Annotated in this window: 24 protein-coding genes; 12 read left to right on the forward strand and 12 right to left on the reverse strand. The window is 72.9% G+C overall.

Annotated elements, in window-relative coordinates:
* Positions 1–90: 90 nt before the first annotated feature.
* The 3 genes from OG898_RS14595 (at position 91) to OG898_RS14605 (ending at position 1,998) form a co-directional block, all read left to right on the forward strand.
* On the forward strand, positions 91–618 hold the full coding sequence (locus OG898_RS14595) for a SigE family RNA polymerase sigma factor (protein WP_266957225.1): 528 nt from the start codon (positions 91–93) through the stop codon (positions 616–618).
* On the forward strand, positions 615–1,166 hold the full coding sequence (locus tag OG898_RS14600; RefSeq protein WP_266957227.1) for a hypothetical protein: 552 nt from the start codon (positions 615–617) through the stop codon (positions 1,164–1,166). The genes OG898_RS14595 and OG898_RS14600 overlap by 4 nt, the downstream gene beginning before the upstream one ends.
* A 139-nt stretch (positions 1,167–1,305) precedes the next feature.
* Positions 1,306–1,998, forward strand: a complete 693-nt coding sequence (locus OG898_RS14605) for a hypothetical protein (RefSeq protein ID WP_266957229.1) — start codon at positions 1,306–1,308, stop codon at positions 1,996–1,998.
* A gap of 63 nt (positions 1,999–2,061) precedes the next feature.
* On the opposite strand, the gene OG898_RS14610 is transcribed toward OG898_RS14605, so the two are convergent.
* Positions 2,062–2,988, reverse strand: a complete 927-nt coding sequence (locus tag OG898_RS14610; protein ID WP_250742757.1) for a cyclase family protein — start codon at positions 2,986–2,988, stop codon at positions 2,062–2,064.
* A gap of 119 nt (positions 2,989–3,107) precedes the next feature.
* On the opposite strand from OG898_RS14610, the gene OG898_RS14615 reads away from it, so the two are divergent.
* From OG898_RS14615 to OG898_RS14625, 3 genes are all read left to right on the forward strand, one after another.
* A complete protein-coding gene (locus OG898_RS14615; RefSeq protein ID WP_266957231.1) occupies positions 3,108–4,028 on the forward strand; it encodes an SDR family NAD(P)-dependent oxidoreductase in 921 nt (306 codons plus the stop codon).
* Positions 4,029–4,125: 97 nt separating this feature from the next.
* A complete protein-coding gene (locus OG898_RS14620) occupies positions 4,126–5,331 on the forward strand; it encodes an acyl-CoA dehydrogenase family protein (protein WP_266957233.1) in 1,206 nt (401 codons plus the stop codon).
* Positions 5,328–6,395: a Zn-dependent alcohol dehydrogenase gene (locus tag OG898_RS14625; RefSeq protein ID WP_250742726.1), complete on the forward strand. Its 1,068-nt coding sequence runs from the start codon at positions 5,328–5,330 to the stop codon at positions 6,393–6,395. Before OG898_RS14620 ends, OG898_RS14625 begins: the two co-directional genes overlap by 4 nt.
* Positions 6,396–6,438: 43 nt before the next feature.
* On the opposite strand, the gene OG898_RS14630 is transcribed toward OG898_RS14625, so the two are convergent.
* The gene (locus OG898_RS14630) at positions 6,439–7,347 is read right to left on the reverse strand and encodes a hypothetical protein (protein ID WP_266957235.1); all 909 of its coding nucleotides are present in this window, start codon (positions 7,345–7,347) and stop codon (positions 6,439–6,441) included.
* 92 nt (positions 7,348–7,439) lie between these two features.
* Between OG898_RS14630 and OG898_RS14635 the strand changes: the two genes are divergently transcribed.
* Entirely contained in the window at positions 7,440–8,003 is a 564-nt protein-coding gene (locus tag OG898_RS14635; RefSeq protein ID WP_250742724.1) for a dihydrofolate reductase family protein, read from the forward strand.
* Positions 8,004–8,006: 3 nt separating this feature from the next.
* On the opposite strand, the gene OG898_RS14640 is transcribed toward OG898_RS14635, so the two are convergent.
* The 3 genes from OG898_RS14640 to OG898_RS14650 form a co-directional block, all read right to left on the reverse strand.
* Positions 8,007–8,624, reverse strand: coding sequence for a flavin reductase family protein (locus OG898_RS14640; protein WP_250742756.1), 618 nt, complete (start codon positions 8,622–8,624; stop codon positions 8,007–8,009).
* 871 nt (positions 8,625–9,495) lie between these two features.
* Positions 9,496–10,596, reverse strand: a complete 1,101-nt coding sequence (locus OG898_RS14645) for a GlxA family transcriptional regulator (RefSeq protein WP_266957238.1) — start codon at positions 10,594–10,596, stop codon at positions 9,496–9,498.
* Positions 10,584–11,237, reverse strand: coding sequence for an HD domain-containing protein (locus OG898_RS14650; RefSeq protein WP_266957240.1), 654 nt, complete (start codon positions 11,235–11,237; stop codon positions 10,584–10,586). The genes OG898_RS14645 and OG898_RS14650 overlap by 13 nt, the downstream gene beginning before the upstream one ends.
* Positions 11,238–11,495: 258 nt before the next feature.
* On the opposite strand from OG898_RS14650, the gene OG898_RS14655 reads away from it, so the two are divergent.
* Positions 11,496–12,281, forward strand: a complete 786-nt coding sequence (locus OG898_RS14655; RefSeq protein ID WP_266957242.1) for a VOC family protein — start codon at positions 11,496–11,498, stop codon at positions 12,279–12,281.
* A gap of 22 nt (positions 12,282–12,303) precedes the next feature.
* Here the strand turns inward: OG898_RS14655 and OG898_RS14660 are convergent, their stop codons facing one another.
* The 4 genes from OG898_RS14660 to OG898_RS14675 form a co-directional block, all read right to left on the reverse strand.
* Entirely contained in the window at positions 12,304–13,107 is an 804-nt protein-coding gene (locus tag OG898_RS14660) for an enoyl-CoA hydratase/isomerase family protein (RefSeq protein WP_250742720.1), read from the reverse strand.
* Between the two features lie 481 nt (positions 13,108–13,588).
* Positions 13,589–15,823 carry an acetate--CoA ligase family protein gene (locus OG898_RS14665; protein WP_266957244.1) on the reverse strand — a complete coding sequence of 745 codons (2,235 nt, stop codon included), beginning with the start codon at positions 15,821–15,823 and terminating at the stop codon, positions 13,589–13,591.
* 326 nt (positions 15,824–16,149) lie between these two features.
* Positions 16,150–16,491 carry a DUF5713 family protein gene (locus OG898_RS14670; RefSeq protein WP_266957246.1) on the reverse strand — a complete coding sequence of 114 codons (342 nt, stop codon included), beginning with the start codon at positions 16,489–16,491 and terminating at the stop codon, positions 16,150–16,152.
* A gap of 96 nt (positions 16,492–16,587) precedes the next feature.
* Positions 16,588–17,808: an NAD(P)/FAD-dependent oxidoreductase gene (locus OG898_RS14675; RefSeq protein ID WP_266957248.1), complete on the reverse strand. Its 1,221-nt coding sequence runs from the start codon at positions 17,806–17,808 to the stop codon at positions 16,588–16,590.
* A 169-nt stretch (positions 17,809–17,977) separates the two neighbouring features.
* Here OG898_RS14675 and OG898_RS14680 point away from each other — a divergent pair, with 169 nt between their 5' ends.
* The gene (locus OG898_RS14680) at positions 17,978–18,436 is read left to right on the forward strand and encodes a Zn-ribbon domain-containing OB-fold protein (RefSeq protein WP_266957250.1); all 459 of its coding nucleotides are present in this window, start codon (positions 17,978–17,980) and stop codon (positions 18,434–18,436) included.
* Between the two features lie 228 nt (positions 18,437–18,664).
* Here OG898_RS14680 and OG898_RS14685 read toward each other — a convergent pair whose 3' ends face one another.
* Positions 18,665–19,342: a pyridoxal 5'-phosphate synthase gene (locus OG898_RS14685; RefSeq protein WP_250742715.1), complete on the reverse strand. Its 678-nt coding sequence runs from the start codon at positions 19,340–19,342 to the stop codon at positions 18,665–18,667.
* A gap of 139 nt (positions 19,343–19,481) precedes the next feature.
* On the opposite strand from OG898_RS14685, the gene OG898_RS14690 reads away from it, so the two are divergent.
* Entirely contained in the window at positions 19,482–19,928 is a 447-nt protein-coding gene (locus tag OG898_RS14690) for a hypothetical protein (protein WP_266957253.1), read from the forward strand.
* Positions 19,929–20,042: 114 nt separating this feature from the next.
* On the opposite strand, the gene OG898_RS14695 is transcribed toward OG898_RS14690, so the two are convergent.
* Complete coding sequence (locus tag OG898_RS14695) at positions 20,043–20,978, reverse strand: D-alanyl-D-alanine carboxypeptidase family protein (protein WP_266957255.1); 936 nt, start codon at positions 20,976–20,978, stop codon at positions 20,043–20,045.
* Positions 20,979–21,075: 97 nt separating this feature from the next.
* A complete protein-coding gene (locus OG898_RS14700; protein WP_250742712.1) occupies positions 21,076–22,296 on the reverse strand; it encodes an acetyl-CoA acetyltransferase in 1,221 nt (406 codons plus the stop codon).
* Between the two features lie 168 nt (positions 22,297–22,464).
* On the opposite strand from OG898_RS14700, the gene OG898_RS14705 reads away from it, so the two are divergent.
* Positions 22,465–23,715 carry an acyl-CoA dehydrogenase family protein gene (locus tag OG898_RS14705; RefSeq protein ID WP_266957257.1) on the forward strand — a complete coding sequence of 417 codons (1,251 nt, stop codon included), beginning with the start codon at positions 22,465–22,467 and terminating at the stop codon, positions 23,713–23,715.
* Positions 23,715–24,188, forward strand: a complete 474-nt coding sequence (locus OG898_RS14710; RefSeq protein WP_250742710.1) for a nitroreductase family deazaflavin-dependent oxidoreductase — start codon at positions 23,715–23,717, stop codon at positions 24,186–24,188. Before OG898_RS14705 ends, OG898_RS14710 begins: the two co-directional genes overlap by 1 nt.
* Positions 24,189–24,226 lie beyond the last annotated feature (38 nt).

A 24,226-nucleotide genomic window follows, 5' to 3' on the forward strand; every position in this document is an offset into this window, starting at 1 on the left:
GACGGTGGGTCCCGCCCGGAAAACTCGTGCCGCAGCCCTGCAATGCGAGGGCCCCGCCGAGTCGTCTTGAGGGTGAGGGGGTGTGGCCGGGTGGAGCCATCCGAGGAAACGTTTGCGGAGTTCGTCGCGGCGGCGGGAATCCCGTTGCTCCGCACCGCGAGGCTGCTGACGGGCGACTGGCATCTGGGGCAGGACCTGGTGCAGGTGACCCTGGCCAAGGTCTACGACCGCTGGGCCCGCGCGGGCCGGTACGACGCGCCGATCGGCTACGCGCACAAGGTCATGGTCTCCACCTACTGCACCTGGCGCCGCAGGCGCTGGCACCACGAGCTTCCCCACGCGGCCCTGCCCGACGCGGCGGGCGGCTCGGCCCTGCCCGCCGCCGAGGCGGTCGCCGCCACGGACCTGCTCCAGCGCGCACTGCTCGGCCTGCCGCGGCGCCAGCGGGCCGTCCTGGTGCTGCGCTACTACGAGGACCTGACCGTCGAGCAGACGGCGGAGCTCATGGGCTGCCCGAACGGCACGGTGACCAGCCTGGCCGCGAGGGCGCTGGCCCGCTTGCGGGCCTGCCCCGACCTCTGGCCGGGCGGCGGTACGAGTGAGGCGGAGATGCGGTGAACGGGTTCCCCGAGGAAGAGCTGCGCAGCGCCCTGCGCGCGCTGGCGGACGGGCCGGCGGTGCCGGTCGCGGCGCCGGCGCCGCACGCCGCCGTCCGGGCGGCGGCCCGGATCCGCAGGCGCCGCCGGGCGGCCGGTGCCGGGCTGGCGGCGGCCGTCGCGGTGCTGGCCGTCCTCGCCGGGCCGTGGCCGCCGGGCGACGGCTCCCGGACACCGGCACCGGCCCCGCCCGCCGCGTCCACGGGACCGACGGGCACCCCGGACGTGCCGGCCCCGCCGCCCGATCCGAACGGCCCCGCGCTCGGGGTCCCGTACCCGCACGAGCTGTACGTGCACTGCGGGATCCGCTCCACGAAGTTCGCCGGCCGCTGGTGGCGCGCCGAGCCGGAGGTGCCGGAGGGCGCCCTCGACCCGGCCGTCCGGATGGACGCGTACACGGCGGGCACGATGGTGCTCGTCTCGGCGGTCGAGGCCCGCTTCGTCCGCCACGCCCCGGACCTCGCGGTCACCTTCCGCCCCCTGGCGGAGGAACCACCGCCCTGCCGCTGAGCGTTGGCGTGCGGCCCCGGTCCGGGGGCCGTGGTCCGGGTGGCCGTGCTCCGCGTGGAACTATGAGGTGTCCATGACGTGTCTCTGTGCGGGGCACGTCGTCCCACCCCGCAGTCCCCCCTCACCGCAGGAGAAGCGCATGGCAAACCCGTACGAGGTGACGCCTCCACCCGCCCCGGGGCGCCGCGGGAGCAAGCTCCCCGGCCTCCTCGTCCTCGTGCTGCTCATCGCGGCCGTGTACGGAGCCTCCCAGTGGCTCGGAGGGAACGAAGGCACGAGCGACGCCAAGTCCTCGCCTTCCGCCTCCGCGTCGGCCTCCGCCGAGCGGTCCAAGGACCCCGGGAACCCGGAGTCCTCCTCCGACACGTCGAGCACGTGGGCGGTGGGCGACTGCGGAGGCCCCGACCCGGACAACCCGCCGGACGGCTACCGGCCGCAGAAGTGCTCGGCGTCCGGAGCCACCTTCAAGGCGATCGACATCAAGGACGCCAGCATCCTGCCGGGCGCGATCCAGTGCCCGCCCGGTACCGACCTGATGATCCAGGTGAGCATTTCCTACGGCTCCGCGAAGTCGGGCGGGATCCCCACCAACACCGTCTGCGGCCGCAACCTGAGCGGCGAACACCCCGGTGACGCGGGCGCCGGCGGCGGCCAGCTGGTGCAGGGCGACTGCGTGACCGACCAGGCCCGGGAAGTCCCGTGCGCCTCGGGCACGTACAAGGTGCTCGGCCTGGTCAAGACGAAGGCCGAGTGCCCGTCCGGGACCAACAAGCCGATGCAACTCGTGATGGCGGTGGGCCGCCCGTACGACGTGATCTGCGCCAAGGGCTGACCGTAGGCGTGCAGGGCGGTGGCCCCGGACCCGCGACGGGTCCGGGGCCACCGCCTTTCGCGTTCAGAGGATGGCGACCGGGGCCACCGGGGTGCCCACCGCGCCGACGAAGGGCTCCGGCATGGCCGAGAGGAGGAAGGAGTAGCGGGATTCTTCCGCACAGGCTGTGGACAACTTTTCGAGGTTCCAGTTCTGGCCCTGGTGCATGCCCATCTCGACCAGGTCCAGCGCGTGCACCGGCAGCCACAGGTTGTCTATCTCCGGCGGGAAGATCTCGAAGGTCAGGGTGTCGTTCGCGACGGCCGCCACGTCCCGGGCGTGGAACCACTCGGGCGTACGGACGGACAGGCCGGGGGACGGGTAGCCGTAGCCGTGCTTGTCGCCCGCCAGGTAGACCTGCACCTGGCCGGTGCGGACCAGGACGATGTCGCCCGCGCGGACGGTGACCCCGCCGAACTCCTCCGCCTGCTCCAGGTCCTCCGGGGTGACCGGGTGGCCTCCGGGGAGCCGGTCCAGGCCCTTGGCGCGGGCCACGTCCAGCAGGACCCCGCGCGAGACGATGTGCCCGGCCTTGTCGATCCCGCTGAACTCGGCCCGCCCGTGCGCCGTGATGGTGCCGGCCGGGCGGCCGTTGTAGATCTTCCCCGAGTGCGAGACGTGCGTGAGCGCGTCCCAGTGCGTGCCGGCCTGGAGCCCGAAGGTCACCGCGTCGTCGCTGCACGCCACCGTGCCCGGGCCGAAGAGTTCCTGGTTGATCTGCACCATCGTGTGCAGCGGGTTGATCCGGCCGGGGATCATGCCGGACTGCACCCCGTCCTCCTTGAGGGGCAGGGCCAGGGGGATGCGGCGCCCGGTGCGGATCTCGGCCGCCGCCGCGCGGACCACCTCGTCGGTGATGAGGTTGAGGGTGCCGATCTCGTCCTCGGCGCCCCACCGGCCCCAGTTGTTGACGCGCTTGGCGATGTCGTGGAACTCGGCGGGCATGGCCATGGATCTCATCAGCTCCTCGAAGCGAAATGAACTGCGGTGGCGAACTGGGGCTTGTGCTGGCGCATCCGACTGCCCATAGAATCTAACGGACCGTCAGAAAACGCGGGAAGGGGCCGGACGTGGGGAACTTCTTGGCAGGCAAAGTCGTCGCCGTCACAGGCGCCGGCCGGGGCATCGGACGGGCCGTGGCACTCGCCGCGGCCGCCGAGGGTGCCAGGGTCGTCGTCAACGACTACGGCGTGGGGATGGAGGGCAACGAGCCCACCAGCGAGATCGCCGAAGCGGTGGTGAAGGAGATCGTCGCCGCCGGTGGGGAGGCCGTCGCCGTCGCCGACGACATCTCGACGATGGCGGGCGGCCAGCGCATCGTCGACACCGCGCTCGCCCGGTACGGACGCATCGACGGAGTCGTGTGCGTCGCCGGCATCCTGCGCGAGCGGATGCTGTTCAACATGTCCGAGGAGGAGTGGGACCCGGTGGTCGCCACCCACCTCAAGGGCACGTTCACCGTCTTCCGCGCGGCCTCCGCCGTCATGCGCCGCCAGGGCACCGGCACGCTGATCGGCTTCACCAGCGGAAACCACCAGGGCTCCGTGGCGCAGGCCAACTACAGCGCGGCCAAGGGCGGGATCATCTCGCTCGTCCGCTCCGCCGCGCTGGGCCTGGCCAAGTACGGGGTCACCGCCAACGCCGTGGCGCCCGTCGCGCGCACCCGGATGTCGGCCAACGTGCCGATGGAGCTCAAGGAGATCGGCGAGCCCGAGGACGTGGCGGCGCTCGTGACCTACTTGCTCTCCGACAAGGCCGTGGCCGTCGGCGGAGAGAAGATCACCGGGCAGGTCTACACGATCGCCGGCCCGAAGATCGCCGTCTGGGCCCAGCCCCGCGAACTGCGCGCCGGCTACGCCGAGGGCTCCTGGACCCCCGAGAAGATCGCCGACTTCCTGCCCGGGACCGTCGGCACCGACCCGATGCCCATGCTCGCCCAGATCGAAGCCATGGCCAAGGCGGCGGCCGCCAAGGACCGCCCCAACGCGTAGGCCCAGGGCGGGCGTTCAGGGTGGACGGGCGCGCACGCGTGCCACGGCGCTACAGACCGGCCGCAGCGGCCGGACAGGACCCGAGGGGGCACTGACCATGGACTTCGCCTTCGGCGAGGAGGACGAGGAGCTGCGCAGCCAGGCCCGGGAGTGGCTGGCGGAGCACCTCACGGGACCGTACGAGGAGGCCGTCGGCCTCGGCGGGCCGGGCAGTGAGCACGAGGGCGTCGAGATCCGCCGGTCCTGGGAGCGGGAGCTGGGGCGCGACGGCTGGATCGGTCAGGGCTGGGAGACCGGTGACGGCGATGCCTACGGCAACCGGCGGCTCTCCCTCACCGGGCAGGTCGTGTGGGCCGAGGAGTACGCGGCTGCGCGCGCCCCGGCCCGGGTCGGCCACATCGGCGAGAACCTCCTCGCGCCGACCCTGATCGCCTACGGCTCCCCGGAGCAGCGGGCCCGCTTCCTCCCCGGCATCGCCCGCGGCGAGGAGCTGTGGTGCCAGGGGTACTCCGAACCGGGCGCCGGCTCCGACCTCGCGGGAATCCGTACGACGGCCGTACGGGACCCGGGCGACGGCCTGTTCCGCGTCACCGGGCAGAAGATCTGGACCTCGCTCGCCCAGGACGCCGACTGGTGCTTCGTCCTGGCGCGCACCGAAGCCGGGTCCCGGCGGCACCGCGGGCTGTCCTTCCTCCTGGTCCGCATGGACCAGCCGGGCCGGGTCGACGTGCGGCCGATCCGGCAGATGTCGGGGACCTCCGAGTTCAACGAGGTGTTCTTCGACGGGGCCGTCGCCGACGAGGTGGTCGGCGGGGAGGGCAACGGCTGGTCCGTGGCCATGGGACTGCTCGCGCTGGAGCGAGGGGTCTCCACGCTCGTCCAGCAGATCGGCTTCGCGGCCGAACTGGAGCGCGTGGTCAGGGCGTACGTGGACGCCGGCGCGGGCGACCCGGTCCTGCGCGAACGCCTCGTACGGCAGTGGGCCGAGCTGCGCACGATGCGGTGGAACGCCCTGCGGACGCTCGGCGGCGCGGGCGGCGACCCGGGTGCGCCCAGCGTGGCCAAGCTGCTGTGGGGCGGCTGGCACCGGCGGCTCGGGGAGCTGGCGGTGGAGGTCCGGGGAGCGGTGGCCACGGCCGGGCCGGGGCACTGGTCGCCGGGGACCCCGTACGAACTCGGACTCGACGAGGAGCAGCGGCTGTTCCTGTTCACCCGCGCCGACACCATCTACGGCGGCTCGGACGAGATCCAGCGCAACATCATCGCCGAGCGCGTGCTCGGCCTGCCTAAGGAGTCCAGGTGAGAGGCGTCGTATTCGACGGCAAGCAGGCCCAGGTGGTCGACGATCTGGAGATCCGGGACCCGGGGCCGGGGGAGGTGCTGGTCGCGATAGCGGCGGCCGGTCTGTGCCACAGCGATCTGTCGGTGATCGACGGGACGATCCCGTTCCCGCCGCCGGTGGTGCTGGGGCACGAGGGCGCGGGCGTGGTGGAGGCGGTCGGTTCCGGGGTCACGCACGTGGTGCCCGGCGACCACGTCTCGCTGTCCACGCTCGCCAACTGCGGGGCCTGCGCCGACTGCGACCGCGGCCGGCCGACCATGTGCCGCAAGGCGATCGGGATGCCGGGGCAGCCGTTCTCGCGGGGCGGCAAGCCGCTCTTCCAGTTCGCGTCCAACTCGGCCTTCGCGGAGCGGACGATCGTCAAGGCCGTGCAGGCCGTGAAGATCCCCAAGGACATCCCGCTGACCTCGGCCGCGCTCATCGGCTGCGGGGTCCTGACGGGCGTGGGCGCCGTGCTGAACCGGGCCAAGGTGGACCGCGGCGAGAGCGTGGTCGTCATCGGCACCGGCGGCATCGGCCTCAACGTGCTCCAGGGCGCCCGGATCGCGGGCGCCACGACGATCGTGGCGATCGACGCGAACCCGGCGAAGGAGGCGGTGGCCCGGCAGTTCGGCGCCACGCACTTCATCGACGCCTCGGCGGTGGCGGACTCCTCGGCGGCAGTGAAGGAGATCCTGCCCACGGGCGCGGACCACGCCTTCGAGTGCGTGGGCAACGTCAAGCTGATCCGGCAGGCGATCGACCTGCTGGACCGGCACGGGCAGGCGGTGCTGCTCGGCGTGCCCGGCTTCAAGGAGGAGGCGGCCTTCCAGGTCTCGTCCATGTACCTGGACAAGACGATCATGGGCTGCCGGTACGGGTCCTCGCGCCCGCAGCGGGACATCGCGCTGTACGCGGAGCTCTACCGGCAGGGCAAGCTGCTGCTGGACGAACTGGTCACCGAGGTCTACCCGGTCGAGGACTTCGCCAAGGCCGTGGACGACGCCCACCACGGGCGGGTGGCCCGCGGGGTCCTCACCTTCTGAACCTGCCGAGCGTGGCCGCTGCTGCGCGCGGGCGGGTGCCGGGTCAGTTCTCCCGGACCACCCAGGCCAGCGCCAGCAGCGGGGTCAGGCTGCCCAGGAAGGCGGGCAGCCGGTGGAAGCCGCCGACCTCGAACTCCAGGGCGACGGGCAGCAGCAGGGCCAGCCCGCACAGCAGGATGCCGAGGACCGGCAGGTGCAGGAGGGGGCGGAACCGGCGCAGGCTCTGCACCTGGAAGTCGAACAGCTCCGACTTGATCCAGGCGCCCGCTCCGATGAGGAACGGCAGGACGAAGACGAGGACCACCACCATGAAGGGGCCGAAGAGCTGGCCGAAATCGAAGGCCCAGTGCTCCGCGGCGCCCTCCTCGGGGTGGCCGGGGGCGTAGTAGGCGTCCACGAGCATCCCCTCCGCGGGCCGTCGGCTGGTGGTGTACTCCTCCAGGACCAGCTCGCGGGGGCCGGTGGTGAAGGGGACGCGCACGAGGAGGTCGGTGGTCCAGAACCCCGCGGTGTCCTCCCCGGGCGGGCTGTACACCGGATCGCCGACCGGCCGGACGATCTCCACGTCGCGCCGCTCGTAGCCGATCCGCTCCAGGCGCTCGCGCTCCATGCCCTCCGCGCTGGAACCGGTGACGCCCACCATCCAGGCGGCGGCCACCGCGAACGGCACCCCGAAGGCGAACAGCCAGCTCAGGACCCGGTCCGAGGGGCGGCCGCCGGGCAGCGGCCGCGGCTTGTCCAGCGGACCGATCCGGCCCGCCCGGCACGAGGCCGCGACCCAGCAGCAGGCGAAGACGGCGGAGGCGCCGGCGAGGCACAGCTCGGCCGTCAGCGGCGGGTAGGAGGAGACGGAGAGCAGTGCGCAGAGGATCGTGGCGAGCGTGCAGCCCACCGTCAGCCAGCCGGTGACACCGGTCCACCGGCTGCGCCCCGACTCGTACGTGTTTCCCATGGCCCCCCGCCTGTTCGAGATCCGCAGGATAGCGAGGGTGTGGCGGCGTGCCGGTCCGTACGCCCGGGACCGACTCGCGGAAGGCTGGCGCCATGCGGAAACTGATCTACGGCATGAACCTGTCCCTGGACGGCTACATCGCCGCGCCCGGCGACGACATCGGCTGGAGCGTGCCGAGCGACGAGCTGTTCCAGTTCTGGTCCGACCAGTTGCAGGCGATCGACCTGGAGCTGTACGGGCGCAAGCTGTGGCAGACGATGAGCTCCTACTGGCCGACCGGCGACCAGCAGCCCGGGGCGACCCCGGCGGAGATCGAGTACGCACGCCGGTGGCGGGACCTGTCGAAGGTGGTGTTCTCCTCGACGGTCGACGAGGTCGACTGGAACACCCGCCTGGTCACCGGCGACGCGGTCGCCGAGATCACCCGGCTCAAGGCGGAGGACGGCGGCCCGATGCACATCGGCGGCGCGACGCTGGCCGGGGCGGCCGTGCGGGCCGGGCTGGTCGACGAGTACCTGCTGGCCACCGCGCCGGTCCTGGTGGGCGGCGGCACGCCGTTCTTCACGGCGCTGGACAGCTGGGTGAACCTGAACCTGGTGGAGACGCGGACGCTCCCCTGCGGCGTGATCCTGACCAGGTACGAGACGAGGCGCTGAGCGTCAGTCGGTGAAGCGGCCGAAGCGGCCCTTGTGGAAGAGGAGGGGGTCGCCCTCGCCGGCCGCGCCCATGGCCTCGACCTTGCCCACGACGATGAGGTGGTCCCCGCCGGTGTGCACGGCGTGGATCCGGCAGTCGATCCAGGCGGGCACCGCGTCGAGCTGCGGGGAGCCCGTGGCGGGGGCCGGGGTGTGGGCGACGCCGGCGAACTTGTCGGCGCCGCTGACGGCGAAGGCCCGGCACAGATCGCCCTGTTCGGCGCCGAGGATGTTCACGCAGAACACCCCGGTGCGGGCGATGCGCGGCCAGGTGGTCGACGTACGGGCCACCATGAAGGTGACCAGCGGCGGGTCGAGGGAGAGCGAGGCGAAGGACTGGCAGGCGAAGCCTGCCGGGCCGTCCTCGCCCTCGCCGGGCGGGGACGTGATGATCGTGACCCCGCTGGCGAAGTTCCCCAGTACGGCGCGGAACTCGGCGGGGCTGACGGGCGCGCGCTCGTCCTCGCCGACGGCCCGCAGATCGGGGCGGGGCAGTGCTTCGACGGGCTCGGCCCCGGGCTCCGCGGCGGCGGAGGGGAGGGAGCCGACTGATCTGAGGTATCGGACGACGGTGGCCGCCATCCCTGCGTGTCCCATCACATCTCGATTGAAGCTGACGGTTCGTCAGATGGGAAGGGGGGTGTAGGGTCCACCGTGGATTGAACGTGTTCAATTAACGATCCGGGGGGATCTCCATGGGGACTGGCACGTGGAACGGCGTGGTCGTGGCGCAGCCGAAGGGCCGCGACTGGAGCGGCATCGCGCCGGGCGCGGAGCTCGTCGCGGCAGGGCAGTTCCAGACCGCGGCGGTGTGGTGGCAGCTCAGCTCCTTCACGCAGGACCCCTACGGCCGCGGTTACGGAGGCGGCATCGGCATCCTCTTCGGCCTCGCCTTCATGGTCACCCTCCAGCCGCTGCTCATGTACGGCGCGGGCTGGCTGCACAGCGCCCTGTTCACCACTCCCGCGATGGGTCTCTCGAACGCCATGGGCGTGCGCACCCGTATCCCCGCCCCCTGGTGGGCCCTGCCGGCAGTGGTCCTGCTCGCAGCCGTGTACGCCGCACCCCTGGCCCTGCTGTTCGACAGCCCGTACGCCGCGACCTGGGGCTGGACCGCCGCCGCCGGGGTGCTCCCCACGGGCGTGGCGGTGATCGCCCGGATGCGGTGCTGGGCGAAGGGCCCGGTACGGCGGTGGACACTGGCACCGGCAGGCCTCGCGATCCTCGTCGCCTTCGTCGCCGGGTTCGGCGGACTCGCTAGCGGACCCGGGTACACGCCGCCGGTGCTGGGCCGCGCCGACTACGTCGGCGAGTGGACCGGCGACGGCGTCCGGCTCGAACTCGACGGTCAGGGCGGGGCGATGGCGGAGAAGCTTCCCGTCGACGACGGGTTCGACGTGGTCGACCGCTGCTCGGGACCCGGCACGTGGAAGGACCGGCCGGCCGACGACTCCTACCGGGCGGGCGTGGTCCTCGCCGTTCCGGAGTGCGGGCGGGGCGCCTCGCTGGTGTGGGAGCTGGCGGGCACCACGGCGGAGCCGGAGCTGTTCGTGCTGATCGGAGACCCGGACGACGGGGACGTGCGCGTGCTGCGGAAGCGGGCGCGGTAGGCGGTCGGGGCGACGCCCAGACTCTGCTGGAACACGCGCCGCATCGTCTCGGCGGAGCCGAAGCCCGACTGCGCGGCCACCGCGTCCACCGGGTCGTCGCCGGCCTCCAGGAGGCCCTGGGCGGCTTCGAGGCGGACGGATTCCAGGTACTGCCCCGGCGTCATCCCGGTCTCCGCGCGGAACAGCCGGGCGAGGTGGCGGCCGCTGACCCCGGCGTCCCGGGAGGCCTCGTCGAGCGAGAGCCGGGGATCGGCCCCGATGGAGTCCATGACCGCGCGCAGCACCGGGTGCTTCGCCTCCCGCGGGGTCAGGCGGGCGCTGTACTGGGACTGCCCGCCGGGGCGGGCCATGAAGACGACCAGCTCCCGCGCGACCTCCCGGGCGATCGCGGCCCCGTGGTCCTCCTCGACCAGCGACAACGCGAGGTCGATGCCCGAGGTCACCCCGGCGGAGGTGACGACGTGCCCGTCCCGGACGAACACCGGATCCGCCTCCACCCGCACCCGCGGGTACGCGGCCGCGAGCTGCGCCGCCAGCCGCCAGTGCGTGACCGCCCGCCGCCCGTCGAGCACCCCGGTCTCCGCCAGTACGAAGGCCCCGGCGCACACCGAGGTGACCCGGCGCGAGCGGCGCACGAGCTCGGCGACCAGGCCCGTCAGGGCCGGATCGGAGACGGCCCGCCGCCAGTCGCTGCGGCCGGGGACGACGAGCGTCCCGGGCCGGGCCGGCAGGCCGTCCGGGCCGCCGTCCGCGCCGATGCGCACGCCCGAGGAGGTGCGGACGTCGGCCCCGTCCGGGGAGACGATCCGGACCTCGTAGCGGGCGCCGTGGACATTGGCGGTGCTGAACACCTCGGCAGGCCCCGTGACATCGAGCAGCTGCACGCCGTCGAAGGCGACGACGACGATGCTGTGCGGGGCGGGCCGCGCGGCTACTCGTCCCACGGGGAGTCCAGGACCACGCGGACGAAGTCCCCGCGCTCGAAACCGGGCACGTGGTGCGCGAGCACGTCGGCCTTGATGTTGCCGAAGGTGGTGCCGGGCTTGGGCGCCACGCCGTCGGCGAAGGCGCGCAGGATGCGCTCCTTGAACCGCGGGCGCGGGTGCAGGGCGACGACCGCCGCGCGGTCCGCCTCGGCGAGGTCGTGGTAGCCGATGCCGAGCACGTCGTACTCCACGCCCGCCGTCACCAGCGCCACCTCGGGTTCCATGTGCTCCGGGATGCCCGGGGTGGTGTGCAGGGCGATCGCCGTCCACACCCGGCGCACCGCGTCCTCGGGGACCCCGTGGGTCCGCAGGAACCGGCGGGCCTCGTCGGCGCCGTCCACCTCGAAGCGGCGGCCGCTGGCCCGGAAGGGCTCGGTGAGGCCGAGGTCGTGGAACATCGCAGCCACGTAGAGCAGTTCGGGATCCGCCTCGATGCCCAGGCGCCGGCCCTGGAGGCTGCCGAAGAAGTACACGCGGCGGGAGTGGTCGTAGAGCAGCTCGCTCACGCCGTCCCGGACGAGCTCGGTCGCCTCCTTCGCCAGCCGCGAGTCCGGTACCGGGATCGGGACCGTGTGGGTGAGTGCGTCGCTCGTCGTCATGTCTGCTCGTCCCTTCGTGGGCTCCGTGCGGGTCCCCACCAGTCTTCGGGGCCCGCACCTCCTCGCGCCATGACCGTCGGGCCATACATCCCACAGATACGGACACGGGCGGGGGCGGGGACGGCCGTACGGGTGATTCCACCGACGTGCGGGGCTCCCTGGGGCGCGGGCCCCGTACGGGCTCGGCATCGTGGCGGGGTCGGGGACCGGAGGCAGGACCCCGACCGCCCACAGCAGCGCACGCACAGGAGGACCCCCATGCTCGGCACCGAATTCCGCAAGGGATCGCCCAACTGGCTCGACCTCGGGAGCCCCGACACCGACGGGGCCGTCTCGTTCTACACCGGCGTCTTCGGGTGGGAGTACGTCTCCCTCGGCCCGGAGGCGGGGGGCTACGGCTTCTTCCAGGTCGACGGCAAGACCGTCGCCGCCCTCGGGCCGCTCACCGAGGAGGGCGCCACCCCGGCGTGGATGCTGCACTTCGACACCCCCGACATCCAGGAGACGGCGGCGGCCGTCAGGGCCGGCGGCGGAGTGGTGCGCATGGAGCCCGGGGACGTGATGGGGGAGGGCTGGCTGGCGCAGTTCACCGATCCGCAGGGCGCGGAGTTCGCGTGCTGGCAGCCGGGGAAGACCGCCGGGCTGGGACGGGCCTCCGAGGTGAACACCCTGATCTGGGCGGAACTGCACGTACCCGACCCGGTCGCGGCCGTCGAGTTCTACGCCGGCCTCTTCGGGTGGCGCTCCGCCGAGATGGAAGCCCCCGGGATGACCTACCGGGTCCTGAGCATCGCCGACGGGGACCAGGAGGACGGCTCCTTCGGCGGCGTCGCACCCCAGGGCGACGGCGCGGGCGATGACGTCCCGCGCTGGGTGCCGTACTTCAACGTCGCCGACGTGGACGCGACCGTGGCCGCGATCCGGGGCGGCGGGGGCTCGGTGCTGATGCCCGCCGCCGACGTCCCGGAGGTCGGGCGGATGGCGTGGACGGCGGACCCGACGGGAGCGGTGTTCGCGCTGCTCACGCCGGACCCGCGGATGTAGGTGCGGCTACCCGGCTGCGCGGCTACCGGCCGAGGTACTTCGGGGTGCGGCGCTCCACGAAGCTGGCGACCCCCTCGTTCGCGTCGGCCGTGGTCATGTTCAGCTCCTGGGCGGTGGCCTCGGCGGCGAGCGCCGTCGCCCGGTCACCGTCCAGGGAGGCGTTGACCAGCTGCTTCGTCAGGGCCAGGGCGCGGGTGGGGCCCTGCGCGAGGCGCTCCGCCCACTCCCGGGCGGTCTCCTCCAGCGCCTCGGCGGGAACCACCTTGTTCACCAGCCCGAGCCGCTCGGCCTCGGCCGCCGGGACGGCGTCCCCGAAGAACATCAGCTCCTTCGCCTTCTGCGGTCCGACGAGGCGGGGGAGGAGGTACGCGCCACCGCCGTCGGGGACCAGGCCGCGGCGGACGAACACCTCGATGAAACGGGCCGGTTCGGCGGCGATGACCAGGTCGCAGGCGAGCGCGAGGTGGGCGCCGATGCCGGCCGCGGTGCCGTTCACGGCGGCGATGACCGGCTTCTCGCAGTCGAGCACGGCCGTGATCAGCCGCTGCGCGCCGAGCCGGATCATGCGGGCCACGTCGCCGACGACCCGCTCCGCCGGGGCGGCCGCAGACCCGCGCAGGTCGGCGCCCGCGCAGAAGCCCTTGCCGGTGGCGGTGATGACGACGGCCCGCACGTCGGGATCGGCGGAGGCCTCGGCGAGCAGCCCGATGACGCGCTCGCGCTGGTCCCAGGTGACCGCGTTCATGGCCTCCGGCCGGTTGAGGGTGATCCAGCAGACGCCGCTCTCGAAACGGTGGAGGACTTCGTCCTCGGGGGTGCCGGTCATGGGTGAACTCCTGTTCGTGGCTGGGTGCGGCGCCGTTGCGCCTCAATCGCCGGCGGGGCTGGGTTGTGGTGGGGTCTGGGTGCTGCGGGTGGTGGGTCGGGGCCGGGGCCGGGGTGGGGTGTCGGCCTGGACTGCATGATTTAGGCGCCCCCCGCTCTGCTCCGACAGGGCGCGGCGTGTTCTCGCGCCACAAATCACGCTTTACGTCCCGGCCGACACCCCACCCCGTCCCCGTCCCCGACCCGCGCCGCGTCCCCAGCCCCGCCGGGGGCAATCTCGGCCTCACTGGCGTTCGAGGCGGCCCGGGGTCTATTCAGCCGTCCGGCGTTTGAGGACCGGGGTCCGGGGCGGAGCCCCAGGGGTCCGGGCGCAGCCCGGGACCCCTCCAGCCCGTCCGGCGTTTGAGGACCGGGGCAGGGCCGGCCCTGGGAACGGTGGAAGGGCGGGGCGGGGACTTTGCCCCGCAGGGCCCCCGCCGGGGTCAGCGGCAGATGGCCAGGGCGTCCAGGGCGACCGCGCCCTGGCCTCGGGGGAGGACCATCAGCGGGTTGATGTCCAGCTCCGACAGCTCGTCGCCCAGCTCCATCGCCATCCGCTGGACCCGGAGGATGACCTCCACCAGTGCGTCGACGTCGGCGGGGGGTGCTCCACGTACGCCCTCCAGCAGCGCGTGCCCACGGAGTTCCCCGAGCATGGCTCGGGCCTGGTCCTCCCCGAAGGGGGGTACGCGGACCGCCACGTCGTGCAGGACCTCCACCAGGACCCCGCCCAGACCGACGGTCACGGTGGGGCCGAAGAGCTCGTCCTGGGTGACCCCGACGACCATCTCGACGCCGCGCTCCACCATCTGGCACACCAGGATCCCGTCCAGCGGGACGTTCTCGTAGCGGGCGATGTCCGTCAGTTCGCGGTAGGCGTCGCGGATCTGGCTCGCCGAGGTGAGGCCGATCTTCACCAGCCCCAGCTCGGTCTTGTGCGCGAGCTGCGGCCCCGAGGCCTTCATGACCACGGGGTAGCCGACCAGCCCGGCCGCCCGTACGGCCGCGGCCGCGCTGGTCACCAGCTGCTCCCGGGGCACCCGTATCCCGTAGGCGCGCAGGAGCTGCTTCGCCGCGTGCTCGCTGAGCTGCTGGCCCGGACGCATGAGGGCCTGGGCCTTGCGGAAGGAGGGCGAGGTGGTGCGCGGGGCGTCCTCGAAGGGGGAGCGGTAGGCGGCGGTGAAGCGGTGGTGGCCGAGGTAGGCGCGGACGGCGGTGATGCAGTTGCCGAAGGTGCGGAAGGTGGCGACCCGGGAGGAGCCGAGGAGCGTGGTGCGGTAGGCCTCCTCCGTGCCGACCGGGGAGCCCCAGATCACGCAGACCAGCTTGTCGGTCTGCTCGGCCGCGTCCACCAGGTCCTGTGCGAGCTTGTCGCTCATCGGGGGGAAGGGGCCCGTGATCGGACAGATCAGGACGCCTACCGAGGGGTCCGCGAGGATCGCGTCGATGATCTTGCGGCCGCGCCAGTCGCCGACCGGGTGGCCGCCGTTGTCCACGGGGTTGGAGACGCCCAGGTAGGGGGGGATCCACTGGTGCAGTTCGTCCTGCTTGGCCTGGGAGAGGGTGGGGAGGTTCAGGCCCGCCTCGGTCGCCAGGTCGGAGAAGTGGGCGCCGGTGCCACCGGAGATGGAGTACACGACCACCCCGTCGGCGAGGGGCTTGCGGGCTCGGGCGAGGAGGGCCGCTGTGTCCTGGAGTTCGTCCAGGCCGTCGACGCGGATGACGCCGAACTGCCGCATGGCGGCGTCCACGACGGTGTCCGCGCCGGTCAGCTTCCCGGTGTGCGAGGCGGCCATGCGGGCGCCGGTCTCGGTGCGGCCGACCTTGACGGCGACGACGGGGACGCCGTTGCGGGCTGCCCGGTCGGCGGCGAGGAGGAACTGCCGGCCGTCCTTGAGGCCCTCCACGTAGCAGGCGATGGCCCCGACCTCGGGCTGCTCGGCGAAGTAGGAGATGAAGTCGGAGGTTTCGAGGTCGGCCTCGTTGCCGGTGGGCGCCCAGTGGGAGAGGCGGATGCCCAGCTCCTGGAGGGTGTAGACCGGCCGGCCCTGGTGGCCGGACTGGGTGATGAGGGCGATGGCCGGGCCGTCGAGGTCCTCGCGGAACTTCTCGAAGGCGTTGAGGTTCGTGTTAGGGCCGAGGAGGCGCAGGCCCGAGCGCCGTACGGCGGCGCCCAGGCGGGCCTGCGCGGCGGCGCCCTCGTCGCCGGTCTCGGCGAAGCCCGAGGCGAAGGCAACGGCGAACTTCACCTTGGCTTCTGCCAGTTGCTCCACGACCGGGAGCGGATCTGCCACGAGGAGGACGGCTAGGTCCACCTGCTCGGGGAGGTCGGCCACGGAGGCGTGGCAGGGCAGCCCGAAGACCGTGGTGCGGGTCGGGTGCACGGGGTGCAGCCGGGCACCGACGCGTTCCGCCCAGGCGATGAGCTGGCGGGTGATGCCGGTGTTCGGTCTGCCCTCGGCGTCCGAGGCGCCGATGACCGCCACGGACTCGGGCCGGAAGAACCGGTCCAGGTCGGGAGCGTCGGCGTGCAGGGGCCGACCGCTGACGTCCAGCGCGACCGCGTCCTCGGCGGACGGAGCCGCTGTGGAGTGGACGGCCGTCCTGGGGGTCTCCCCGCAGGCCTCGACACGTGCGCGGAAGTCGGTGGTGAGGGTGCCGTGAGTAGATCCAAGCATCGTTCCGCCCGCTCCTGCTCGATGAACCTCGACGAATCTCAATAACTGACGCGTAGTCAGATTACTGAACTGACGTGCCGTCAGGAACAGGGATGCACAGGAAAGCTGGTGGAGGTGATGTGTGGAACGCCCGCGGGACGGTCTACGGGCGCGCCCCGACCGGCTCCCGGGGTGGTGTGCGGGGCGTGGTGCGGGGCCGTTCAGGGAACGGTCTCAGATCGCGGGGGTCCGGTCCAGACCAGTATTCGGCCGAGGTCAGAGGGCCGGGACGGCCGCGCGGGGGCGGTCGCCCGCCCGGACCGGGGGCCGCGCCGCTCCCCGGACGCTCACCACTCCCGGGGGGAGATGAGCTGCTCGACGTCCGCGTCCGGGAATCCGTACGCGGAGGCCACGAACGCGAAGTCCTCGGCTATCTCCTCGCGCGCCACGGTCTCGATCTCGCTCCCCGCGGCCTCGAACTCCGCCTCCAGCAGGTTGAACTCCTCGGTCGCCGCCCCCGTCAGCGCGTACAGCCCGGCCAGGTCCGCGGGCCGCTCGGCCTCGATGCGCGCGCAGAGGCGGAGGAGGATGTCGCGGCCCTTGTCGAGCACGTGATCGGGGTAATAGGCGTCCCTGTAGAGCGGCTTCAGGAAGGCGCGGGCTGCCACTTGCTGGTTCGTGATCGACACGGTGATCCCTCATTTTCCGTCGAGGTCCGACATGCCGATGGTGCACCGGACCACTGACAACGGGCCCGGTGTCGTGGGGGACCGGCGGGAGGCCGGTTACGCGCCGACCGTGCGGGCGATGCCCTTGGCGATCTTCTCCGCGTCCAGGGCCAGTTCGCGGAGGTTGCCGCTGATGGGGTTGGTGAAACCGGTGAAGTAGAGGCCCGGGGCGTCGGGCGGGGTCTTGGCGCCGTGCGTACGGGGGCGGCCGCGCTCGTCCAGTACGTCGAGCCCGCCGACCAGGCCCTCCAGGGCGCGGCGGTAGCCGGTGGCCGCGATCACGGCGTCCGGGGTGATCCGCGAGCCGTCCGCGAGGACCACCTCGGCCCCGTCGAAGGAGGCCACGGCGGCCACGGGCTCCACCCGGCCCGTGCGGACCGCGTCGATCAGGCCGACGTCCTGGATCGGGATCGCCCCCTGCTTGACCCTGCTGTACAGGCCGGTGGTGGGGCGCGGGAGTCCGTACGCGGACAGGTCCGGGACCGAGACCTTGCCGACGAGCGCGCCGAGCCGGTCGACGAGCCGGACCGGGAGGCGCCGGACCAGGATCCCGGTCCGCTGGGCGGGCCAGCCGGCGGTGGAGCGGCGCAGGATGTGCGGGGCGGTGCGCACCGCGAGCCGGACCCGGGCGGCGCCGCCTTCGGCGAGGTCGACGGCTATCTCGGCGCCCGTGTTGCCGACGCCGACGACCAGGACGTCCCGGCCGGCGTAGGGGGCGGGATTGCGGTACTCGGCGGCGTGGGCGAGGGGGCCCGGGAAGGTGTCCCGGCCGGGCCAGTCGGGGACGAAGGGGGTGTGGTTGAACCCCGTCGCGACCACGACGGCCCGGGCCGCCATGACGCGGCCGCCGGTGGCGTGCAGGGTCCAGCCGGGGGTGGTGGGGCCGTCGGGGGAGTCCGGGCCGTCGGCGCCGCCGGGGTGGGAGTCCGTGGCGGGCTCGATGCGGGTCACCTCGATGCCGGTGGCGATCTCCAGCTCGTGGAACTCGGCGTACTTCTCCAGGTAGCGCACCACGTTCTCGCGCGCCACCCAGCGTCCGAAGCGGCGCGGCATGGCCAGGCCCGGGAGGGCGGAGAGGTGGCGCGTGGTGTGCAGGTGGAGGCGGTCGTAGTGCCGCCGCCAGGACGTGCCGACCGAGTCCGACTTCTCCACGACCACCGCGCGGATCCCGCGGCCGCGCAGCGCGGCGGCGACGGCGAGGCCGCCGGGGCCGGCGCCGATCACGTAGACCGGGCGGGGCTGGGTGGACAGGTCGGGTGCTGCGGGGACTCCGGGCATGAGGTGTGAGCGTATCGCCGTACGGCGGCGGTGGGTCTCGGACGAGGAGGGAATCGGTTGCGGATCGATTACGGGGAGTGGGGACTTGTGGGATGGGGGTGGGATCCGGTGAACTGACGGTACGTCAGATGGGTATGTCAGATGGGTTCCGCCCCGGAGGAGTGGTGTCGTGAGTACTGGAGCCGGTACGGCTGCGCGGTTCGACCTGCCGGAGATCGACGACTTCACGCGGCCCTACTGGGACGCGGCCGCGGAGGGGCGGCTGTTGCTGCGGCGCTGCGGGGAGTGCGGCAAGGCGCACCACTACCCGCGGGAGTTCTGCCCGGCCTGCTGGGCGGGGGAGGACCGGGTCGCGTGGGAAACGGCGAGCGGGCGGGCCACGCTGTACACCTGGTCGGTGATCCACCGGAACGACCTGCCGCCCTTCGGGGCGCGGGTGCCTTATGTGGCTGCGGTGGTGGATCTCGCGGAGGGGCCGCGGATGATGACCGAGGTCGTGGGTGGGGAGGGGGCGGAGCCGGGGTCGGAGCCGGGGGCGGGGCTGCGGGTCGGTATGGAGCTGGAGGTGACCTTCCGGGAGGCGGCGGAGGGCATCTGGGTGGCGGTGTTCGCTCCGCGCGGGGCCTGACCGGCTGCGGGTGGCCCGGCCCTGCGGGGCGGAGTCCCCTACCCGCCCTTCCACCGTTCCCAGGGCTCTGCCCTGACCCGGTCCTCAAGCGCCGGACGGGCTGAGGGGGAGGGGGGTACCGGGCTGTGCCCGGACCCCCCTGGGGCTCCGCCCCAGACCCCGGTCCTCAAACGCCGGACGGCTGAAATGGCCCCGGTCGCCTCGAATGCCGGACGGCTGGATGGGGGGTCAGGGCCACAGGAGGTGGTGGGTCCACGGGGTGGTGGGGGTGCGGGTGTAGTGCAGGCGGGTGTGGAGGCGGGCCGCGTCGCCCTGGAAGAACTCGATCTCCGTGGGGGACAGGACGTACCGGGTCCACGTGGGCGCCGGGGCGTCCGGCTCCGCGCCGGCCCGTTCCCAGGACACCGCCGCGGCGGCGGCCAGCTCCTCCCGGGAGGCCAGCACCTCGCTCTGGCGCCCCGTCAGCGCCGCCGCCAGCGCTCCGCGCGTGCGGGCCGCCAGGTCGGCGCGGCTCTCCACCGCATCGCACGCGGTGACCCGGCCCCGGACGCGGATCTGGCGGGCCACCGTCGGCCAGTAGAAGCCCAGCGCCGCCGCCGGCTGCCCGGCCAGTTGACGGCCCTTCGTGCTGGTGGAGTGCGAGGCGAAGTGCAGGCCGCGCTCGTCGGCGTCGTGCAGCATGACCGTGCGTACGTCCGGGCGCCCGTCCGCGTCCACCGTCGCCAGGCTCATCGTGTGCGGCTCGGGCTGCCCCGCCTTGGCGGCGTGCGTGAACCACTCCCGGAACAGCTCGAGCGGCTCGGCCGGTGCGGTGGCCGTGTCGAAGGAGGGCAGAGGGCCGTCCCAGACGCGCAGGGAGTGCAGGGTGGTGTGGAAGTCGCTCACATCGCTCAAGTCGCTCGTCATTCCCCAATCGAACACCACGCGCCTTGGCCGCCACTACGATGTGCGGGTTTTACGTGCTTTACGTGAGTCGTGAGCGTGGGGAGACGTAGGAATGGATAACAGCGGCGGCGTCAGAGTCGGCGGCATACGAAGAGCCCTGGTGGCCTTGGTCGTTGCCGGTGTCGCGGTGGCCTGCGGGCCCGCGCCGGGGGGTGGTGGGGCCGTCACCGCCCCGCCCGGTCCCGTGGCGGCGACGGCCGAGGCCACCACCTCCGCACCGGCGGCCCCGCCCCCGCCCCCGCCCACCTCCGCGGCGCCGACTCCCACGCCGACGCCGACGAAGGCTCCGCCGCAGACCCGGACGCCGACACCCGCGGACCCGAAGCCGGCCCCGACTCCCAGCCGGAGTACGGCCAAGCCCCCGGTCGCCACCAAGGCGCCGCAGGAGCCCCCGAGCGGGGTCTGCGAGATCGTCTCCAACGCCGGGAACTGCTACAACGCCGGCCAGTTCTGCCGCAAGGCCGACCTCGGACGCTCCACCCACGCCGCGAACCGGCGGATGATCTACTGCCGGATGGACGGCACGCAGCCCCGCTGGCAGTACTAGACGTACGCGAACGGGGGCGCCCCGCCCGACCTGTCCGGTCGGGCGGGACGCCCCCGTGGATGTCCTGATGCGCCAGGAGTGCGTCAGTGCGTCAGGACGTCAGACGTCACTGCATCAGTCGAGGACGTCCGGGATGGGCTCGCTGGTGGTGCTGCGCTGGAGCGCCGGGGCGCCGGCGGGTGCGCCGAGGGCCCAGTTGGTGAGCGCGATGGCGTCCGGGTAGCGGTCCGTGGAGTTCAGCAGGACACCGATGATGGTCTTGCCGTTGCGGGTCACGGAGAAGACGAGGCACTGGCCGGCGACCGAGCCGCTGCCCGTCTTGACGCCGATGGCGCCCTGGGTCTGGTAGGCGTGGCCGGGCGTGATCAGCAGGTTGGTGTTCGTCCACGTGGTGCTGGTGGAGGTCCCGCCGGTGCTGTACGAGTAGGTCTTGACGATCGACTTGAAGGTCGTGCCCTTCATCGCGGCGCGGGTGAGCTTCGCCAGGTCGCGCGCGGTGATCTTGTTGTTGCCGTGCTGCGAGATGCCGTCGAAGGCGTCGTAGTACGTGTTGGTCATGCCGAGGGTCTTCGCCTTGGCGTTCATCTTCGCGATGAAGTCGTTGATGCGGTCCTGCCGGGACGCGCCCGAGCCGAAGGTGTCGGCGAGGGCGTAGGCGGCGTCGCAGCCCGAGGGCAGCATCATCCCGTAGAGGAGCTGGCGGACCGTGGGGGTGGCGCCGGCCTTCAGGCGGGCCGTGCTCGCGCCCTCGCGGACCACGTAGTCCAGGTACTCCTGCTGGACGGTGACCTTCTTGTTGAGGTCGATGCCCGGCGAGGTGAGGACGACGAGGGCCGTCATGATCTTCGTGGTGCTGGCGCCCTCGAGCTTGGTGTCGCCCGCCTTGTTGGCGAGCGTGGCGCCCGTGGTGCCGTCCATGAGGAAGGCGGACTTGGCGAGGGTCGGCGGTCCGGTGACTGCCTGGGCGGGCGAGGCGACCGCGATGAGGGCGCCGGTGGCGACGGTGATGGCGAGAGCGGCGCGCGAGCGCCGCAGCAGGTTCGATATCAAGTGTCAGTTCCCGTGATGGCTGGAGATTCCCCGAAGGGGCCGTGGGCACCGAGGTGCCGGCCCCTCCGGGAGCTTACGCAGCCAGGCCGACAAGGAGTCAGTCCCGTCCCAGAACGATCGTGCCCGAGGAGCAGAACCAGCCGCCCGTGCCCGAGGCGACGGCCACTTGTGGGAGGGTTCCGCCGGGTTTGCGCACCTGGCCCGCTCCTGCCTCGCCGCGCAGTTGGCGCACCGCCTCGACCAACAGGAACAGGCCGCGCATGCCGGGATGGCAGGCGGAGAGTCCGCCGCCGTCCGTATTGACCGGGAATTCGCCGTCCCGCAGGAGGCGGCCCTTCTCCACGAAGGCGCCGCCCTCGCCCTTGGCGCAGAAGCCGAGGTCCTCCAGGGTGACCAGCGTCATATAGGTGAAGGCGTCGTAGATTTCGGCCAGGTCCACGTCCGCCGGGGTGAGTCCCGCGCGGGCGAAGGCCTGGCGGCCCGAGACCGCCGCGGGGGAGACGGTGAAGTCCTCCCATTCCGACATCGTGGTGTGCGAGACGGCGGTGCCGGAGCCGAGGATCCAGACGGGCTCCTTGGCGGTGTCCGGTACGTAGTCCTCCGCGGCCAGCAGGACCGCGCAGCCGCCGTCCGAGCGGATGCAGCAGTTCAGCTTCGTGAAGGGGTCCGCGATCATGCCGGAGGACAGGACGTCGTCGACCGTGATCGGGTCGCGGAACATCGCGTCCGGGTTGGTGGCGGCGTTCGCCCGTGCCTGCACCGCCACCTCGGCGAGCTGCTCCAGCGTCGTGCCGTACTCGTGCATGTGGCGGCGCGCGGCCATCGCGTACTTGGAGACCAGTGTGTGCCCGTAGGGGACCTCGAACTGCAGGGGTCCGCGCGCCCCGAAGGAGAGGTTCGAGGTCCGGCGGCGGGCCTTGATGTCGGCGCGCGCGGTGGATCCGTAGACGAGGAGGACGGCGTTGGCGTGGCCGGCCGCGATGGCGTCGGCGGCGTGGGCGGCCATGACCTCCCAGGTGGAGCCGCCGACCGAGGTGGAGTCGACCCAGGTGGGGCGCAGGCCCAGGTACTCGGCGACCTCCACGGGCGCCAGGATGCCGAGGCCGGCCGAGGCGAAGCCGTCGATCACCGACCGGTCCAGGCCGGAGTCGGCCAGGGCCCGGCGGGCGGCCTGCGCGTGCAGGGCGTACGGGGTGGGGCCGTCCACCCGGCCGCAGTCCGAGAGGGCGACGCCGACGACGGCGACCCGGCGGGGCCGGGCCTGGGGGCCGGCGGTGGCGGTGGCGGAGACGGAGAGAGGTCCAGGTGTGACAGGCATGGAGCTGACGGTACAACTGACGTACCGTCAGATGCTAGAGGTGCCCTCCCTCGCCCCTCTCCGACCCTCCCTGTCCTCCTCCGTCCGCTTCGGGAGGTCCGCCCCCTGTGCTTCTGGCGCTGCCCGCCCTAACATGACGGCCCGTCAGATACGGGGAGGAGCCCGACGATGGATGCCGCCTTCACCGCGGAGCAGGACGAGATGCGCCGTACCCTGCGCGAGATCCTGGGCAAACGCTGCGGCCCGGACGAGGTCAAGGCCGCCGTCCGCACCGCCGCCGGACACGACCGCGAGCTGTGGCAGCAGCTGGCCCGGCAGCTCGGGCTGCCGGGCATCGCCGTGGCCGAGGAGTACGGGGGCGTCGGCTGCACCGCCGCCGACCTGGTCCTGGCCTGCGAAGAGACCGGGCGGGTGCTGCTGCCCTCGCCGCTGCTGGCCACCGCCGTGCTCGGCGTGCCGCTGATCACCGCGCTGGGGACCGCCGAGCAGCGCTCCACCCTGCTCCCGCCGCTCGCGGCGGGCGGGCTCACGGCCGCGCTCGCCGTGCCCGGCCCCGCCCTGGCCACCGCCCTCGCGCTGACCGGGGACAACGCCCCGGGCGAATGGGCCGGCGGTGGCCGGGCCGGCGGGGTGCAGGCCCGCGCCGTGGACGGCGGCTGGCGGCTGTACGGGGAGGTCGCCCAGGTGCTCGACGGGCACAGCGCCTCGCTGCTGCTGGTCGCCGCGCACACGGGAGGGTTCGCCCGCAGTCGCACGCTGCTGTTCCTCGTACGGGAGGACGCGCCCGGCCTGGTGCGGACGCGGCAGACCACCCTCGACGAGACCCGCCCGCAGGGCCGCATCCAACTCCGCGACGTCGAAGCGGAGTTGCTGGGGGCTGACGACGCGGACGTGGGCGGAGCCCTCGCCGCCACCGGACGCGGAGCCGCGGCCGTCCTGGCCGCCGAGGCGGTCGGCGCGGCCGGGCAGGCGCTCGCCCGCACCGTGGAGTACGTACAGCAGCGCGAGCAGTTCGGCCGGGCCATCGGCTCGTTCCAGGCGGTCAAGCACCGCCTCGCCGACCTCTACGTACAGGTCCAGGCGGCCCGCTCCGCCGCCTACTACGCCGCCTGGGACCCGGAGCAGGGCGGACTCGCCCTGGCCCAGGCCCTGGAGGCGCTGCGGATCACCTCCGGCGAGGCCATCCAGCTGCACGGCGGCATCGGCTTCACCTGGGAGCACGACGCGCACCTCTACTTCAAGCGGGCGGCCGCCGACGAACTGCTCTTCGGTCCCGTCCACCGGCTGCGCGCCCATGCCGCGGAAGCCGCCGGGCTGTTCACCCCCGCGGCCCCCGGATCCGTACCCGGACCCGGATCCGTGTCCGCACCCGCACCAGCCCATGCCCCCGCCCCACGGAACGAGAAGGTGGCCGTCTGATGGCGCCCGGAGTCAAGCTGATGCAGAAGGTCTCCTCGACCATGCTGTTCGCCAAGATCGCACCGCACTTCATCCCCGCCATGGACAAGGCGGTGCACAAGCTGACCCGCGGCAAGGTCATCCTCAGCGCCCAGATGCTCCCCGGCGTGATCCTCACCGCCAAGGGAGCCAAGACCGGCGAACCGCGCACCACCCCGCTCGCGTGCATGCCGGAGCAGGACGGGGTGAGCTGGCTGCTGATCGGCTCGAACTTCGGCCGCCCCGGACACCCGGCGTGGACCGGGAACCTGCTCAAGAACCCTGACGCGGACGTGAGTTGGAAGGGTCAGGACATCGCCGTACGCGCCCGCCTGCTGGCGGGTGAGGAACGCGCGGCGGCGTGGCAGGCGGTGCTGAAGTTCTGGCCGCCGTACGCGACGTACCAGGCGCGCATCGAGCGCGAGATCCGGTTGTTCCGCCTGGAGCGTCGCTGATCGCGGCGGAAGTCCCGTAAGGGTGGCGGCGGACCCGG

Source organism: Streptomyces sp. NBC_00193, from assembly GCF_026342735.1.
Lineage (GTDB): Bacteria > Actinomycetota > Actinomycetes > Streptomycetales > Streptomycetaceae > Streptomyces > Streptomyces stoeckheimensis.